Consider the following 16390-nt stretch of genomic DNA (forward strand, 5'->3'; position numbering starts at 1 on the left):
CATGCTTAAATCTACTATGTACTGGTAGGAATTCCATTTATATTTGCATTTCAATTAAAATTCAGGAAGAGATGACAAATTTTGTCAAGGAGTTACAGTGGCGTGGAATGTTGCATGATGCAATGCCAGGAACAGAAGAGCATTTATTAGAAGGTATGCAGTCTGCTTATGTAGGTATAGATCCAACAGCAGATTCTTTACATATAGGTCATTTGGTAGGGGTAATGATGCTTCGCCATTTTCAATTAGCTGGTCACAAGCCATATGCTTTAATTGGTGGTGCTACAGGTATGATCGGTGATCCTTCAGGTAAATCTGCAGAACGTAATTTACTTGACGAAAAAACACTGCGTCACAATCAAAATGCATTGAAAGAACAATTATCTCGTTTCTTGGATTTTAGTGGTAGTGATGATAATGCTGCGGTTTTGGTCAACAATTATGACTGGATGAAAGATTTCTCATTTCTAGAATTTATTAGAGATGTAGGTAAGCACATTACGGTTAATTACATGATGTCTAAAGACTCTGTAAAAAAACGACTTTCTTCAGAAGCCAAAGAAGGTATGTCATTTACTGAGTTTACCTATCAATTAGTGCAAGGGTATGATTTTCTTCACTTATACAGACAACATAACTGTAGCCTTCAAATGGGGGGTAGCGATCAATGGGGTAATATTACTACTGGTACAGAATTAATAAGAAGAATTGCCGGTGGTAAAGGGTATGCCCTTACATGTCCGTTAATTACAAAAGCCGATGGAACAAAATTCGGTAAGACCGAAGGAGGTAATGTTTGGTTAGATGCAGAAAGAACATCACCTTATAAATTCTACCAATATTGGTTGAACACATCAGATGAAGATGCCGATAAATACATTAAGATTTTTACATTTTTAGGTCAACAAGAAATTGAAGACTTAATAAAACAACATAAAGAAGCACCACATTTAAGACTTTTACAAAAGAGATTGGCAGACGAGATTACGGTTATGGTTCACTCACAAGATGATTTGGACAATGCGGTAAAAGCTAGTGAAATCTTGTTTGGTAAATCAACAGCGTCAGATTTAAAAGGGTTGAACGAGAAGACATTTTTAGACATTTTTGAAGGTGTGCCACAAGCAGAACTTTCAAAAGAAGAATTAACAGATGGTCTTGATATGATTGGGGCATTAGCGGCAAAAACGAACTTCTTAGGTTCTAATGGTGAGGCAAGAAGAGAGTTGAAGCAGAACTCGATTTCGGTAAATAAAGAGAAAGTAAAAGAAGACTTTTTAATTACAGCTAATGATTTAATTAACGATAAATTTGTGCTATTACAAAGAGGTAAGAAAAATTATTTTGTATTGGTGTTTAACTAAAAAACAACTTTTGAGCTTGTTGTGCACTCTTATTTAAAATTGTAATATAATGAAATTGAGATTGTTAATTGTTTTTTCATTACTGTTTTTAAGTTGTAATTCAGATGATGATCGCGTAATTGAAGATGAAGCTGTAAAGGGTGAATGGGTACTCTCTAATGTAGTTTGCTATTGTGGTTTTGAACCTGACATAGATTTTTCGTTAACCAAAATCGACTTTAATACTGAAAGAAGTATGGTAACTGTTACCCATGAAAGCGAGTATGCTTTTTTTAGGGAAAATGGAGAGCATTTTTACGGAGGGCAAGCAAATCGTATAAATTTTTCAGATGGTAAGGTGTTTCGTTTTGAAGTTAAAGGTTCGCAACTCACACTTACTTATGAAGATAGTCCAGAGATTTCTGATGATGAGGTAACCTATATTTTTGTACGATAAGACAGTTTTAAGGGGGAATGTTTCTATTCCCTTAGAATAAATTTGTTCATATTACGTTTTCTAGCATAAACCCCCAAATTATGTTTAAAAAGTATATTTCCTTTATCTGTTTACTTGTATTGTTTATTGCTTGCGATAAAATAGATGAATTGACAAAGTTTGATATGGAGTATAGCCAACGCGCTACCATACCATCATCTACAGGAATTAATTTACCGTTTGACGTTTTTACCCCAGAAATGGAAACTAATTCGGAATCTACTTTTGCTGTAAATGACACCAGAAAAGACTTAATCGAAGAAATTAAATTAACAGATTTAGAGTTGGTTATGATTTCGCCAGAAGAAGCAGATTTCAGCTTTCTAAATTCTATAGAAGTGTATATATCGGCAGATGGTTTAGAAGAAATTCTAATTGCAAATTTGGATGAAGTGCCAGAAGATGCAGGTAATGTCATTACTTTAGATACCTCAGATACAGATTTGAAAGAGTACATAAAGAAAGATGAATTCAGCTTGCGATTGAATACCGTTACTGATGAATTAATGAGTACAGATCATGAATTAGAGGTTAATTCTACATTCTTTGTAGATGCTAAAATTTTAGGGCTTTAATTTAAGATCGGCTTAACGCAACTATTTAACGGTTAGGTATCTTGTAAATACATAAAAGGCTTTGTATTATGAAAAAATATGCCGTTTTATTTCTATATCTGATATTTCTTGCATCCTGTTCTAGTTATGATGACTTCGGTTTAGCTTCTACTCAGTTCGTTTTTTCTGAACAGAAATGGGAATTGGTGCAAATGTCAGGGAGCTTTCAAAATTCTGAAACAACAGGAGAAGAAATGGAATGGCAAGAGTATTATATCTTTTCGCCTGAGGGCACTTTCTTAAAGTCAAGAACTATAGATGGGTTAATTTTTGAAGCTACAGGTAGTTTTGAGGTAATTGAATATGATGATGATGCTAATCATTACTTAGAACTTACTTTTGAAACGGGAAAAGAGCTAGCAGGCAATTGTACAGGCGATGCTAAAGAACTTTTAATGTACAGAACATCTACAATGATTTCAAGCTTATGGATGGCTTGTGATGGTCCTGGATTAGATTACTCTTTAAGTAAAAACTAAAGCACCATTAAATTACATCCTCTAATATCAGAATTATCAAATCTTCCAATAATTTCAAAAGTGCCATCTTGGTTCATTTTACCTAAATCTTGAGTTGCTATAAATGAGCAAGAATTAATATTCGCCAAGTCTATAACATTTATTCCGCCAGATTTTCCAGTGTTTAAATAGGTAAGTGGGTCTTCGGTATCTCGAACTAGAATTTTCATCCAATTAGGACAGTCGAATGCGCCTTTTCCCTTAGAATAGGCTTGTGACAAAAGCTCTGTCATTCCGTATTCTGAATGTATTTGTTGCACTCCGAAACCCTGTGATAATAATTGATGTAACTCTTGTCGTACAATTTCCTTTCGGCGACCTTTCATACCGCCCGTTTCCATAATAACAGCATCTTTTAAGGATAGTTGATACTTTTCGGTAAATTCAAGTAAGGCAAAAGAAACTCCGATAATCAATATTTTAGTATTGGTTTCTTGGAGTTCAAGTATCAATTCCTGAAGTTGTTCATATTCATTTAAAAAGAAACCACTCTTTGGGTGATTAGATTTTTTAATTAAATCTTCAACCATGTAAATTAGGGAAGAACCTGTGCGCTCTAGGTATGAAGGTAATAGCGCAAGAACACAATAGTCGCTAATATCTCCATAAAAGTGATTAAAAGCTTTTAAATAGCTTTGTTCGTATATACTTAGGTCGGTAACGAAGTGTTTACTTGTTTCACTCCCGGTTGTTCCACTACTGGTAAAAGTTATTTCTGGTAAGGTGGTAGTACTTAGAACTTCTTTAGACTTAAAAAATTCTATAGGTAAAAATGGAATTTGCTCTAAAGTAAGAACCGCATCTGGGTCAACATTTAAAAGTTTGCAAAATGATTGGTAGACGGAATTATTGGTGTATTGAAACTTGAAAATACGCAGTGCTTGAGTTAAAAAATCCCTCTTTGTGCGAATATCAAAAATTGCATTATTTTCCATTGGTTCTTACCGATTATGACAAAGGTACTGAACCAAATTATTTTAATGGTTTTGGATAGAAATTAAGTAGGATATTTATTTGATAACAAGCTTGCGGGTTATTGATTTACCGTTTTCGGTTACTTGCACAACATACACACCAGGGGATAGGCGGGAAATATTCATTGCCTTTGTAGACAATTTTTCGGTCAGCACTAATTCACCGAAAACATCGTATACCTTAACTTCTTTTAGGTTGTTTAACTGTGTTGTTACATAAACAACATCTGCAATTGTTGGATTTGGATATAATTTAAAACCGGCAATTTCATCGTTACGTAGGTTGTTGATATCTATGGTGTCTTGGGCATATAGCCCAACAGATACTACCATAAATAGCATAAAGTAGATTTTCTTCATTTTTTATTGATTTGGGATCAACACTTCAAAGGTATATATAAGTGTTACTAGGATACCGAAAATGTTGTGAAACCTAAGATTATGTAGGTCAATGAGATAGGCGAAGTTATTCGTCGGGAAAATGTGTATTTAACCGATAAGGATTTTAAGAAGTAAGATAAAAAATGGTGATTCTATTACTTGATAATTAATTTACGTGTACACATCTTGTTTTTTTCAAGAACACGTAATACGTAAACCCCAGCATCTAAATTTGATAAGTTCAATTCTTTGCCTAAGATCGTAGTCTTTAGTAGTAATGTACCGAAAACATCATAAATGAAAATTTCTTTCGGAGCATTAAGGTTTGTAGAAATATAGACTTTACCTGTGGTAACCGGATTTGGGTACATACTAAAACCATCAATATCTCCATTGCTTTGAGAACTTTGCCCATAGCTGAAGGAAATAACAAAAAAGAAGATGATTAGGTAAAGTTGCTTCATATATAGCTGGTTACAAATGCTATGCCACAAATATATGAATTTAACACTCCTTTTAGTTTTTGTAAGAGTGGATATTGTAAAAAGATCGATGAAATGCAAAAAGATCGATGAAATGCACTTTTTATGACTTTAACTACGCTTTTTCTACTGATTTTAGTAGCGTGTAGTCTATGCTTGTAAGAATTTTTTGAATTTAAAAAGCCCGCAAATTTGCGGGCTTTTATTAAAAAAATTAAGAGTAGAATTAATCGTGAAGATTAAAATAATTAACTAACTGATCAAAATCTCTATAATCTAAAGTTCCTGTAGGGATATCTCTAATTTTGGAAATATTTAAGCCTATAATCGTCAGGTTTTTAAGTTCGAAACTTGAACCAAAATAATCGGTTCCGTCAGCATTTTCAATATAAATAGTATAGTCTAATTCCTCAAGGTCGCTTCCTCCTTCGTAGGATATGCGATAGTCCCTCTCTAAATCGATATAAGCTAAAGGTTTCATTTCATTTAAAATGGGGTCTTTAAAAAACAAAGATATTGAGTGAATTTCATTAAAATCGATTTCCAGATCAAAATCTTTTAGTTTCAATGTAAATTGCAATGAGTCTTTTACGATTTGTGTTCCTGAAGGAATTAGAAATGCATCATCATTAGAAATCGGTTTTAATATTTCATCAGATGTAGACTCGTCTATATTTTCTTCTTTTGAGCAAGAAGCTAAAATGACCATAATAAAGCTAGCTAAAAAAAAGGTAATTTTTTTCATCATATTAAGATTCTTACTAAAATTAAGATATAATCCCACATCTATTATGAGCTAAATGTTATCAAATGGTTATAGGTTATTAAGAATAAAAAAAGCCCGCAAATTGCGGGCTTTTGGATACTGAATTTTAAAGATTTTAGAACTGGTAGCTATATCCTAAAGAAATAGCTTGTCCTGGATATCTAGAAGAATAAACTTGGTCTTGAGCTCCAAAAGATTGATAAACACTCTCAATATCATCATTGATAATGTTTTCAAACTTTAAAGTTATTTTACTAGAATTTTCTTTACCGAATTCTTTACTTAAGTTCATTTTTAAGTTGTGGAAGGGTAGCGTGTAAACATCTGGAATATCGCCGTTACCTACAATCTCTAAAGTTTTACCTTGAACATTGTAAACGATACCACCTTGCCATCCATTGTCATTATTATCGTAGCTAAACCCAACATTTAAAAGTAAAGGAGACTGCCCTTGTAATTGTCTCGTATCATCTAATGTTTCACCTGTTCTTAAGTTATCGATTCTTGCTGCTTCTTCATCTTCACTGTATGTTTGCTGAGATTCAATAACAGAAATATTAGCATTGAAATTGAAATTTTCCCATCCTGGAATAAAGCCCATATTTCTTCTATATTCCAATTCAGCACCAAATACCTTGGCATCACCTAAGTTTAAAGGAATAAATTGCCCTCTAGCTTCTCTAATAAACGTAAGTTCAATAGGATCATCAAAAGTTTTGGCAAAACCACTGATCGCAAAGAAATTCGTTCCTTCACCATAAGCTTCAAATCTTATATCATAGTTATTGATATAGGTTGGTTGAATATCAATATTACCGATAAAGAAAGTACTTGATACAGGGTCAAAGATTTGTGCGTTAGATGCTTCTTTAAAAGAAGGTCTTGCTGTAGTACTAGAAAACGAAGCTCTTATTTTTTTATTAGCTTCTTCGTTTAGTTCGTAGATAAAGTTGGCAGAAGGGAAGAAATCTGCTTTATCTAAAATTGTTTGATTGTCAAAAACTTCACCATCTTGGTTTTCACCTGAGTAACGTAGGTCAAACTTTTCAAATCTTACACCAACAATTGCGTTAAACCTATCAGATAGTTTAAATTCATCGCCAACATAACCTGCACCAACTGTAATTTGAGAGTTGAAAGAATCAGATATATTAGAATCACGTCTTACATAAGTACCTTCTCTTGTTTCAGGATCATAAATATTTTCAGGAGCTAAAACTAAATCTGCATTACCTTCAAAATTTAAACTATAGTTTCCTGCTTGTGATTGTATAGGTGTCGAGAATTGATTAACAACAAAGTCTCTTTCTTTAATAGTAAACGCACCACCAAATTTAAGTTTTGCATCTCTACCAAATAATTGATGCTTTCTTGTAAGATCTAATTTACTAGCAACATTGTATTCTTCTAAGTCCCTCCAAATTCTACTAGGGTCTCCAGATTCACTAGGAGAAATAGTAAAGTTTCCAGTTTCTGGCTCAAATCTAAATGGAGTCGTTCTCAAATCCTTATCATAGATTTTAGAGAATGTTGGCGAAACTTTCCAAGAAACTTTCCAAGAAGCATCTTCGTTCGTGTGTTCACCATTTAATAAAATGTTGGTAATAGAACGTTGTGTATACGTTAATACATCTTTGAAAATAGTATTAGAGTTTACATTAAAATTATCTTGTCTAATATATGAAGCACCAGATTCTCCATTTTGTATATGTAATACATTCAACTTGTATTTAGACTGAAGGCTTTTTAATGAAATACCTGCAAGCCCACTAATAAGTACGTTGTTAACACCAATATTACCAGATTGTGTTCTATCATCGGTTAGCTCAAGAACAGATTTGTCTTGATCTTGTTTTCTAAATACTTGTCCGCTAACAGCATCTTCGTAGAAATCAGTACTGTTTTTATACGTAAGAGAGGCTAAGTAACCTATTTTTTTAGTTCCATCTTCATTAAGGTCGTATTGGTTGCCAGCTGTAAAACCAATATTGAAATCTGCACCACTTTGATTTTCTAGTGCTTTTAGATTTGGTTCCAATAATCTTGTTAAGGCAGCAGATCTATTACCGTCTACAACAGGTAAAGGAGTTTCTATATTTTGTGGTATTGCTAAATCTCTTTGACCATTATCAAAACCTAATGCATCTGTTGGACTACCATCATAGCTAAGGTAATTGTCCTTAAAGTGCATGCTAGAGTTATAACCTAAACCAGCAGAGAAACTGTACTCTGCTCTTGATGGGAAATCTTTAGTAACAATATCAACCACACCACCTGTAAAATCTGCAGGTTGATCTGCGGTTGCAGATTTAACAACAATAATATTATCTAATATATTGGTAGGGAAAATATCTAATTGAAGTGTGTTTCTATCTGGATCAAGACCAGGTACATCTACACCATTTAAAATGGATTTAGTGTAACGGTCACCTAAACCACGAACGTAAACGAATTTACCGCCTTGTACAGATACACCAGGTACCGATTTAATAGCACTTGCAATATCGCTAGCACCAGATTTTTTAATGCTTTGTATGGATAAACCATCTAATAATGCTACCGAATTCTTTTGTAGGTTTAACACGGAAGCTTCTGTGTTTTTACTAACTGTGGTAGTAACCACAACTTCGTCTAGCGCATTGGCAAGCGGGTTTAATGTAATATCTATTATTTGATCTGCACCAGGTGCAACGATTACTTCTGCTACTTCTTTTGTTTCGTATCCTAAATACGAAAAAGTAACGGTGTATGTGCCTGGCTCTACGTCTAGAACATATTTTCCATCAAAATCTGATGTGGTACCTTTTGTAGTTCCTTTAATAAGAATGTTAGCAAAAGGCAGAACGTCATTAAATTCACCGTCGTTCACAGTTCCTGATATAATACCCTCTTGCGCAGATATTATTTGAGCGGAAAAAGTGATGAGTAAAATTAATAATAACTTGAGTTTCATAAGTAATGAGTTGAAAATGTTAAAAAGAAATAAATTGCTCGCCTAAAAATTATCTTAGGACGAGCAATTATTATGTGTAACTATTATTTGTATTTATAATTAGAAACCTAAGCTAGCTTTTGTGTTAGCGTAAGTCCAAGAAAAAGCAGATGTATCAGCACCAACAGTTCCTTCTGTTACAGCAGATGAGAAAGTTGTTGCATCAGCTTCAAAAGTTGTACTGTCTGTAGTGTCATTAAAAACTTCAGAAGAAGCAGTAACACCTTCTGGTAATACAATTTCCCAGTTGGTAAATACTAGTGAACCTGCAGTATAATTAGCAGCAACACCTTCGTTGTCTAATTCAATATCAGAAAGTTGTAAATCAGTACCTACTCCTGTGAAATTAGTTACTAATATATTGTTGCTAGTACCTTGTGCGTTTGAACGGTAATCTGCGATTTCTCCATTCTCAACGTTATCGGTTAAACCAATTAAAGTAGCGTTTGTTAAAGTAAAGCCACCTTGTAAAGAACCTTCTGGACCATCAATTTCTAAAGCGTGATCAGAAATACCCCCTTGTATAACGACTGCATTATCAATAGTACCAGAGTAAGCTTGGTCAATATCAAGACCGTCATCACCTTGTGCCCATACAAATAAGTTTGTAGCGTTTACGCTTCCACCAAAGAATTCAACACCATCATCAACATTACCAACAACTTCAATGTTGTCAACAGTTGTTCCAGTACCAACGGCACCTAAAGTAAGACCGTTTATTTCGTTTCCTTCACCAATCAAAGCACCACCATGGCGAATAGAGATGTACTGTAAAGTACCTGAATCATCAGCAGAATCAGATCCACCGTATAATCCTTTATCACCGTCAGTATCTGTAGGAACTCCTTCGATTTGAGCAGATTCAGCATCACCATCAAAAGAAGCAGGTGCATTACCTAATATAATTAAACCACCCCAAAGACCACGATCGTTTTGATCAAGGTTAGTACCGGCAGTTTCACCTAATTCAATGTTATCAGCAGAAGATGTAAAGATAATTGGTGCTGTAGCAGTTCCTACGGCTTCAATTTTACTACCTCTTGTTACTATTAATACAGAAGCGTTAACACCTGACCCTGCGTTAGCCTTAATAATTGTACCTGGCTCAATAGTTAATGTAGCTCCTTCAGTTACAAAAACTCTACCATCTAAAGTAACTATTTTGTCAGCTGTCCAAGTAACATCGGTTGTAATGTCATCACTAACTGTAATTGTTGTTTGAACTTCAGTTTCAGTTGTAACTGTATCTACAACGATAACTTCTTTTTCAATTTCTACAACTGTTTCTTTTTCACAAGATGCTGCAGCGATTATAGCAGTTACTGTAGCAAGTGACCAAATAATTTTTTTCATCTTTTCTTTTTAAATTTATTAATTTAACTAGGTTGGTAATTGTGTTCTTGACACGTACAATTTTATTGCACGGCAAAGAAAGAGAAGGGTTGTAATGTTCGAGTTAGCTAGGTGTTAAACATTTATTTTGTTAATGTTACCTAAACGTTACTACATTAAATCAATGTTAAGTGACGTTGCTGTAAGAGTATTATCTTTACTTTTGAGCGAATCAATCTAATTTGAAAACCATGAAAAAGAAGGACATTAGGATACTTTTAGTTGATGATGAACCAGACATCCTAGAGATTGTAGCCTATAATTTATCTGCGGAAGGGTATGATGTTTATACAGCTAAGAATGGTGCCGATGGTGTTGCAAAAGCAAAAAAGAAATTACCGCACCTTATTATACTAGATGTAATGATGCCAGAAATGGATGGTATAGAAGCCTGCGAGATTCTAAGAAGAACCCCTGGTATGGAAAGTTCTATTATTACCTTTCTGACAGCTAGAGGGGAAGATTATTCTCAAGTAGCCGGTTTTGATGCAGGTGCAGATGATTACATTACTAAGCCTATAAAGCCAAAAGTATTGGTGAGTAAAGTAAACGCACTTCTTAGACGTGTTAAAAATGACGAAAATACTCAAGAAGATATTACCAAGGTGGGTGATATTGTCATTAATAGAGAGGAGTATAAAATTATTAAGAAAGGTGTAGAAATCATTTTACCTAGAAAAGAGTTTGAACTTCTTGCCTTATTGACTTCTAAGCCAAGTAAAGTATTTAAGAGAGAAGTAATTCTTGACAAAGTTTGGGGTAATGAAGTTGTTGTTGGTGGTCGTACAATAGATGTACACATTAGAAAACTTCGTGAAAAAATAGGAGAGGACCATTTTAAAACTGTAAAGGGAGTAGGATATAAGTTTGTTCTTTAAATGGCAGCTCCAGTTCGTTCTAGAAAATCATATCGTTTTGCATTTCGCTCATCACTCTATATAGTAATTATTGGCACACTTATATTGTCAGTATTGCAATGGCAATTTAGTACCATAAATTGGTGGGTTTTAATATTGGCTGCAATTACCTTTTTCATTATTTCTTTTGTCACTTTACAGGTAAGGATAGAGAAGTTTATCTACATGCGTATTAAAAAAATCTATGATGAGGTAGAGCTGTTGGAATCTTCAACGATACCATCGTATCCTGTTATGACAGATATGCGAACATTGACAGCTGAAATTGAAAAATTTGCCAAGGATAAGAAAATAGAAATAGATACTTTAAAAATTAGGGAAGAGTACCGTAAAGATTTTTTAGGGAACGTTTCTCATGAATTAAAGACTCCATTGTTCACTGTTCAAGGGTATTTAGAGACTTTATTAGATGGTGCAATCGATGATAAAAACGTAAGAAAGAAATACATATTTCGCGCAAATAAAGCGGTAGATCGTTTAATATACATTGTTAAAGACCTTGACCTCATTACTAAATTAGAGGTGGGGGATCTTAGGTTAGAAAAGCAAACTTTTAATATTGTAGAGCTAATTCAAAGTGTATTTGATTTGTTGGAGATGAAAGCCGATAAAAAAAATATTACGTTAACATTCGATATTGCTTATCCGAAACCGATTTTGGTTTTTGCCGATAAAGAGAAAATACAACAAGTGCTTACTAACTTATTAGTGAACTCTATAAAGTATGGAAATGAGAATGGTACTACAGAGGTAAGTGTTGAAAATTTAGTAAAGAATAAGGTTATTGTAAGGGTGACGGATAATGGTGAAGGCATACCAGCGGTTCATATACCAAGGCTTTTTGAACGTTTTTATAGGGTAGATCAAAGTGGTAGTCGCCGTGAAGGCGGTTCTGGATTAGGTCTTGCCATTGTAAAACATGTCATTGAAGCCCACGGAGAAAAAATATATGTGGAAAGCGCTGTAGAGGTAGGTTCGGAGTTTTCTTTTACTTTAGAGAAAAGTATCGTTCAAATAGAAGAAGTACTATAAACGCTAACCCTCTCTTTTTTCTTAGATTTGCCGCAGTTTATAAGTGATAATTGTGGGAAGTAAGAATAAGTTAAAAAGATTTCAGGAAAACGAAACGTTTTCAAACGTAATTCAACCAACTAGGGATGAAGTGGTAAACGGTTTTCCGTTGAAAGGAAAATGGAATACCCATTTCAAAAACGACAACCCTATTGTATTGGAATTGGGTTGTGGTAAAGGCGAGTATACCGTTGGATTGGCAAAGAAATTTCCAAATAAGAATTTTATTGGTATTGATATAAAAGGCGCCCGTTTCTGGAAAGGAGCTAAAGAAGCTGTTGAAGGAGATTTACCAAATGTATGTTTTATTCGAACTCAGATAGAATTGGTTGATCATCTTTTTGGAAAAGAGGAAGTGTCTGAAATTTGGATCACCTTCCCAGACCCACAAATAAAATATAAGCGTACCAAACACCGTATGACCAATGCTACATTTTTAGAACGGTACAAACAAGTGTTAAAACCTGAAGGAACGGTTAATCTTAAAACGGATAGCGAGTTTATGCATGGGTATACCTTAGGGTTGCTACACGGTCTAGGTTTAGAGGTACTTTATGCCAACCATGATGTGTATAACAATGAAGGTAGCCCTAAAGAGGTCTTAGAAATACAGACTTTCTATGAAAATCAGTATCTTGAAAAAGGAAAGCCTATTACTTTTATTAGGTTCAAGGTAAATTGATTTAATGCAACAATTGCCAATCTTATTTGTTTTTACGTTTGGGGCTGCTTTTTTTGCATCGTTGCCACCAGGCCTACTTAATTTAAATGCTGCTAAAACAAGTGTAGAAAAAGGGAAGGCTAACGGATTAATATTTGCGTTAGGCGTGGCACTTGCCGTAATGTTACAAACTTATGTTGCAGTACGTATAGCTAAACTCATATCTAGAAACCAGCATATTGTAGAGTTGCTATTACAAACAGCATTATTGGTGTTTTTTGCGTTGGCTATATTCTTTTTTATTAAGGGTAGAAAACAAGTTAAAAAGCCTTTTATAATAGTAGAGGCAAAGAAGCGAAATAGCTTTTCTAAAGGGGTATTTTTAGCGCTAATTAATCTTTTGGCAATTCCGTATTACAGTGGCTTAAATACCGTTTTTCATTCGCAAGGTATCATGACCTACAGAATAGTTGATGAAGTTTTATTTATTCTGGCTGCAGGTAGTGGTACATTTTTGGCAATGTATGTTTATGTTATTTACTTTAATAAGTGGGAGCATAAAACAAAATCCTTCACTAAGAACAGTAACTATATTTTAAGTGGATTAATGGTACTTCTTTTTGTAATCACTGCTTTTAGGTTGTTTAATTAACGAAAGAATACGATGAAACCTGAAAATGAGAATTTCTTTGAAAGAGTATATCAGGTAGCGCGATTAATACCGGAAGGTCGAGTGACTTCCTATGGTGCTATCGCTAAATATTTAGGTGCGGCCCGTAGTGCAAGAATGGTAGGTTGGGCTATGAATGCATCACATAACATGGATGATATTCCTGCGCATAGAGTGGTTAACAAAGCCGGACTTCTTACTGGTAAACATCATTTTGATGGGACTAACCTCATGCAACAACTGTTAGAAGGTGAGGGCGTAGTAATAAAAGACCTGCAAATAGTACAATTAGAAAACTACTTTTGGGACCCATTTACAGAGCTCAAGGCGGAATTATAGTGCTATTGAAATGTCAGCGTAAACGTTGTCTTTTCATTAGATACTACTCGGATCGAACCACCGTGCAAACGCATAATTTGTTTGCTTAAGCTCAACCCGATTCCTGTTCCGGTATTTTTGGTTGTAAAAAACGGAACAAATATTTCATCTATAAGTTCAGGTGAAATTCCGGGTCCATTATCTGTTACTGTAATATATTTTTTCCCGTCAGGTCCTTCTCCTGCTTTAATGATGATTTTACCCTCATCTTGTCCTTCTAAAGCTTGTTGAGCATTTTTACCTAGGTTTAGGAGTATTTGTGTAAGCTGCTTTTCATCTATATATAGCTCTAAATCTTCTGGATCAGAAGAGACCTCTAAAATGATGTTATGACCATTGGTATATTCTTGTAGTAAAAGACGAACCTTTTCTAAAATCTTGCTCGCAGGTATCAATTCACGATCTGGATCTGGCACACTTAAAAAAGTTCTGTATGACTGTACAAAGCTCATTAAATCATTACCCTGTTCTTTAATTACCTCAAGACCCTTTGCGGAATTTTTTATCTGTAGTTCACCAAATTCCTCGGGAGTAGAAAGCTGGTTTCCTTTTTTGAAATATTTTAATATGGATTCGGATATTGAAGTAATAGGTGTAATGGTATTCATGATTTCATGGGTTAAAACACGTATTAGTTTTACCCAAGAATCTGTTTCTTTGTCGTCCAGTTCTTTTTGAATATCGTGAACAATCACTAATAATAATTGCTTTCCTTCAATAGAAATAGGGGTGCATTTTAGGGTCAGTTCTTTTTTGCCCCGCTCATTGCCTAAGGAATATAAGGTACTTTCAAAAGGCTTTAAAGATTCAAAAAGACCATAAAGATTTGGGTCTATTTGTTTCAATTGTTTTATGTGGTTGAGTGGTCTGTAATTAAGTAGGTTTTGAACAGTTGGGTTAGCATAAAGAATATGTCCTTTTTCATTGATGGTAAAAATACCAATATCTGCCTGTCTTAATATTTCTTGATAATACTGTTCTTGAGCTTGTTTTTTTACGTGAATATCTTGAATCATGTTATTCAACATGTTTAAGCTATGATTCAGCTCTTCAATAGATTTTATACTTAGTTTTTCAGGAAAACGTAAGGTAAAATCTTCATTCTTTATAGCATCAAAAAAGTAAGCTATTTTCCTGTTAGTCTGGTTAACGTAATGTATGAGTCCGTAAGTTTGTCCAATAAAAACAAGGGTTAATATGATGGCGAGTAGATAATGCTCTTTTGCAAATAGGAATGCGGTTAAAAGGGCACAAACAGCTATTAGAATAATTCTAAAAACAAGTTGGTAGTATATACTTTTGCTAACCATCATTTACCCGATTTTTTAAGTTTATTGTAAAGCGTCTGTCTTGAAATACCTAATTGATCGGCAGCGGCACTGTAATTACCATCATTATCGTTAAGGGCTTTTGTAATCATAACCAGTTCCATTTCTTCAAGGGTTTTCGGACCGTTTTCCATGGTCATGGTCGTTTTGGATTCCAACAGGAAATCTGTTGGTTTTAGTACATTTCCTTCAGAAAGTATTACGGCTCGTTCCATAGTATGCAAAAGCTCCCTTACATTGCCAGGCCAGGCATAGCTCATTAATTTTTCTTGCGCTGTTTGGTTAATTTTCAAACTGGGCTTTCCATATTTATTAGCGAATTTCTTTAAAAAGAAATCGGATAGCACCAGAACATCATTATCACGTTCCCTTAATGCCGGTACTTGTACTTGTATGGTGTTTATTCTATATAAAAGATCCTCCCGAAAGAGTCCCTCTGCTACCATTTGGTCTAAATTACAATTGGTGGCACATATTAAACGTATGTCAACAGCAATAGGTTTATTTGAGCCAACACGAACCACAACTCTGTTTTGTATCACAGAGAGGAGTTTAGCCTGCATTTGCAGTGAAAGGTTTCCAATCTCATCTAAGAATAACGTTCCGCCGTTAGCAGCTTCAAATTTTCCTGCTCGGTCCTCTTTGGCATCGGTAAATGAACCCTTAACATGACCAAATAATTCACTTTCAAACAAATTTTCTGAGATAGATCCCATATCTACCGAGATGAAGACCTCATTATTTCTGACGGATGATTTATGAAGTTCTCTAGCAATTAATTCTTTTCCGGTTCCATTTTCGCCGGTAACTAAAATGTTTACATCAGTTTTGGCAACCTTTTGCACAAGACTCAATACACCGTTTAGTGCTTTAGAATTACCGATAATGTAATTTGTATTCTGGTTAATTACCTGTTTAAGGTTATTCTCTTTTTGTTTTAAATGCTGAACTTCTTTCTGGGATTTTCTAAGCTCGTATGCAGATTTTACGGTAGTTAACAGTCGTTCGTTATTCCAAGGTTTTAATACAAAATCGGTAGCCCCTTCTTTAATAGCTTCTACCGCAAGTTCAACTGCGCCATAAGCGGTCATCATTATTACTGATATGTGCGAAGCTTTCTTTTTTATCTCACGTAGCCAATACAATCCTTCATTACCGGTATTTACTCCCGCAGAAAAATTCATATCCAATAATATGATATCAATCTCTTTTAGGTTGGGGAATGAGGTAAGTAGATTGGGGTTAGAAATGGTTTGAACACTTTTGTATTCAAACTGTAATAATATCTCTAAAGCACTCAATACACTTTTGGTATCATCTACAACAAGTATTTTAGCATCGATCATGGCAACATTCTATTAACTCTTCTAAATCTACATAGAGAAGTTCGTATTTTCATGTCAGTGT

Annotated in this window: 17 protein-coding genes; 9 read left to right on the forward strand and 8 right to left on the reverse strand. The window is 34.4% G+C overall.

Annotated elements, in window-relative coordinates; all coding sequences use genetic code 11:
- Positions 1 to 71 precede the first annotated feature (71 nt).
- The 4 genes from tyrS (at position 72) to P178_RS0108835 (ending at position 2932) form a co-directional block, all read left to right on the forward strand.
- Positions 72 to 1364, forward strand: coding sequence for a tyrosine--tRNA ligase (tyrS, locus tag P178_RS0108820; RefSeq protein ID WP_027065885.1), 1293 nt, complete (start codon positions 72 to 74; stop codon positions 1362 to 1364).
- Positions 1365 to 1413: 49 nt separating this feature from the next.
- Positions 1414 to 1800 carry a hypothetical protein gene (locus P178_RS0108825; RefSeq protein WP_027065886.1) on the forward strand — a complete coding sequence of 129 codons (387 nt, stop codon included), beginning with the start codon at positions 1414 to 1416 and terminating at the stop codon, positions 1798 to 1800.
- 80 nt (positions 1801 to 1880) lie between these two features.
- Positions 1881 to 2414 carry a hypothetical protein gene (locus tag P178_RS0108830; protein ID WP_027065887.1) on the forward strand — a complete coding sequence of 178 codons (534 nt, stop codon included), beginning with the start codon at positions 1881 to 1883 and terminating at the stop codon, positions 2412 to 2414.
- A 68-nt stretch (positions 2415 to 2482) separates the two neighbouring features.
- Positions 2483 to 2932, forward strand: coding sequence for a hypothetical protein (locus tag P178_RS0108835; RefSeq protein ID WP_027065888.1), 450 nt, complete (start codon positions 2483 to 2485; stop codon positions 2930 to 2932).
- On the opposite strand, the gene P178_RS0108840 is transcribed toward P178_RS0108835, so the two are convergent.
- From P178_RS0108840 to P178_RS0108865, 6 genes are all read right to left on the reverse strand, one after another.
- Positions 2929 to 3906: an acyltransferase gene (locus P178_RS0108840; RefSeq protein WP_027065889.1), complete on the reverse strand. Its 978-nt coding sequence runs from the start codon at positions 3904 to 3906 to the stop codon at positions 2929 to 2931. The two genes, P178_RS0108835 and P178_RS0108840, sit on opposite strands and share 4 nt — an antisense overlap.
- Before the next feature lie 75 nt (positions 3907 to 3981).
- Positions 3982 to 4305: a T9SS type A sorting domain-containing protein gene (locus tag P178_RS0108845; RefSeq protein ID WP_027065890.1), complete on the reverse strand. Its 324-nt coding sequence runs from the start codon at positions 4303 to 4305 to the stop codon at positions 3982 to 3984.
- A 176-nt stretch (positions 4306 to 4481) separates the two neighbouring features.
- Positions 4482 to 4790: a T9SS type A sorting domain-containing protein gene (locus P178_RS0108850; RefSeq protein WP_027065891.1), complete on the reverse strand. Its 309-nt coding sequence runs from the start codon at positions 4788 to 4790 to the stop codon at positions 4482 to 4484.
- Positions 4791 to 5034: 244 nt separating this feature from the next.
- The gene (locus tag P178_RS0108855; RefSeq protein WP_155941601.1) at positions 5035 to 5556 is read right to left on the reverse strand and encodes a hypothetical protein; all 522 of its coding nucleotides are present in this window, start codon (positions 5554 to 5556) and stop codon (positions 5035 to 5037) included.
- 133 nt (positions 5557 to 5689) lie between these two features.
- Positions 5690 to 8527, reverse strand: coding sequence for a TonB-dependent receptor (locus P178_RS0108860; RefSeq protein WP_027065893.1), 2838 nt, complete (start codon positions 8525 to 8527; stop codon positions 5690 to 5692).
- Between the two features lie 99 nt (positions 8528 to 8626).
- Positions 8627 to 9919 (reverse strand): hypothetical protein, encoded by a 1293-nt coding sequence (locus tag P178_RS0108865; RefSeq protein ID WP_027065894.1) that lies wholly within the window; start codon positions 9917 to 9919, stop codon positions 8627 to 8629.
- A 230-nt stretch (positions 9920 to 10149) separates the two neighbouring features.
- On the opposite strand from P178_RS0108865, the gene P178_RS0108870 reads away from it, so the two are divergent.
- From P178_RS0108870 to P178_RS0108890, 5 genes are read left to right on the forward strand one after another with little or no spacing between them, the layout of a single operon-like run.
- Entirely contained in the window at positions 10150 to 10836 is a 687-nt protein-coding gene (locus P178_RS0108870; protein ID WP_027065895.1) for a response regulator transcription factor, read from the forward strand.
- Complete coding sequence (locus P178_RS0108875; RefSeq protein ID WP_027065896.1) at positions 10837 to 11907, forward strand: sensor histidine kinase; 1071 nt, start codon at positions 10837 to 10839, stop codon at positions 11905 to 11907. It abuts the gene before it with no gap.
- 52 nt (positions 11908 to 11959) lie between these two features.
- On the forward strand, positions 11960 to 12628 hold the full coding sequence (trmB, locus tag P178_RS0108880; RefSeq protein ID WP_027065897.1) for a tRNA (guanosine(46)-N7)-methyltransferase TrmB: 669 nt from the start codon (positions 11960 to 11962) through the stop codon (positions 12626 to 12628).
- Between the two features lie 4 nt (positions 12629 to 12632).
- Positions 12633 to 13259 (forward strand): LysE family transporter, encoded by a 627-nt coding sequence (locus P178_RS0108885; RefSeq protein WP_027065898.1) that lies wholly within the window; start codon positions 12633 to 12635, stop codon positions 13257 to 13259.
- A 12-nt stretch (positions 13260 to 13271) separates the two neighbouring features.
- Positions 13272 to 13616 (forward strand): MGMT family protein, encoded by a 345-nt coding sequence (locus tag P178_RS0108890; RefSeq protein ID WP_027065899.1) that lies wholly within the window; start codon positions 13272 to 13274, stop codon positions 13614 to 13616.
- Positions 13617 to 13618: 2 nt separating this feature from the next.
- Here the strand turns inward: P178_RS0108890 and P178_RS0108895 are convergent, their stop codons facing one another.
- Complete coding sequence (locus P178_RS0108895; protein ID WP_231500521.1) at positions 13619 to 14968, reverse strand: sensor histidine kinase; 1350 nt, start codon at positions 14966 to 14968, stop codon at positions 13619 to 13621.
- A complete protein-coding gene (locus tag P178_RS0108900) occupies positions 14965 to 16329 on the reverse strand; it encodes a sigma-54-dependent transcriptional regulator (protein ID WP_027065901.1) in 1365 nt (454 codons plus the stop codon). The genes P178_RS0108895 and P178_RS0108900 overlap by 4 nt, the downstream gene beginning before the upstream one ends.
- Between the last annotated feature and the right edge of the window lie 61 nt (positions 16330 to 16390).

This window comes from Maribacter sp. Hel_I_7 (assembly GCF_000688315.1).
Lineage (GTDB): Bacteria > Bacteroidota > Bacteroidia > Flavobacteriales > Flavobacteriaceae > Maribacter > Maribacter stanieri.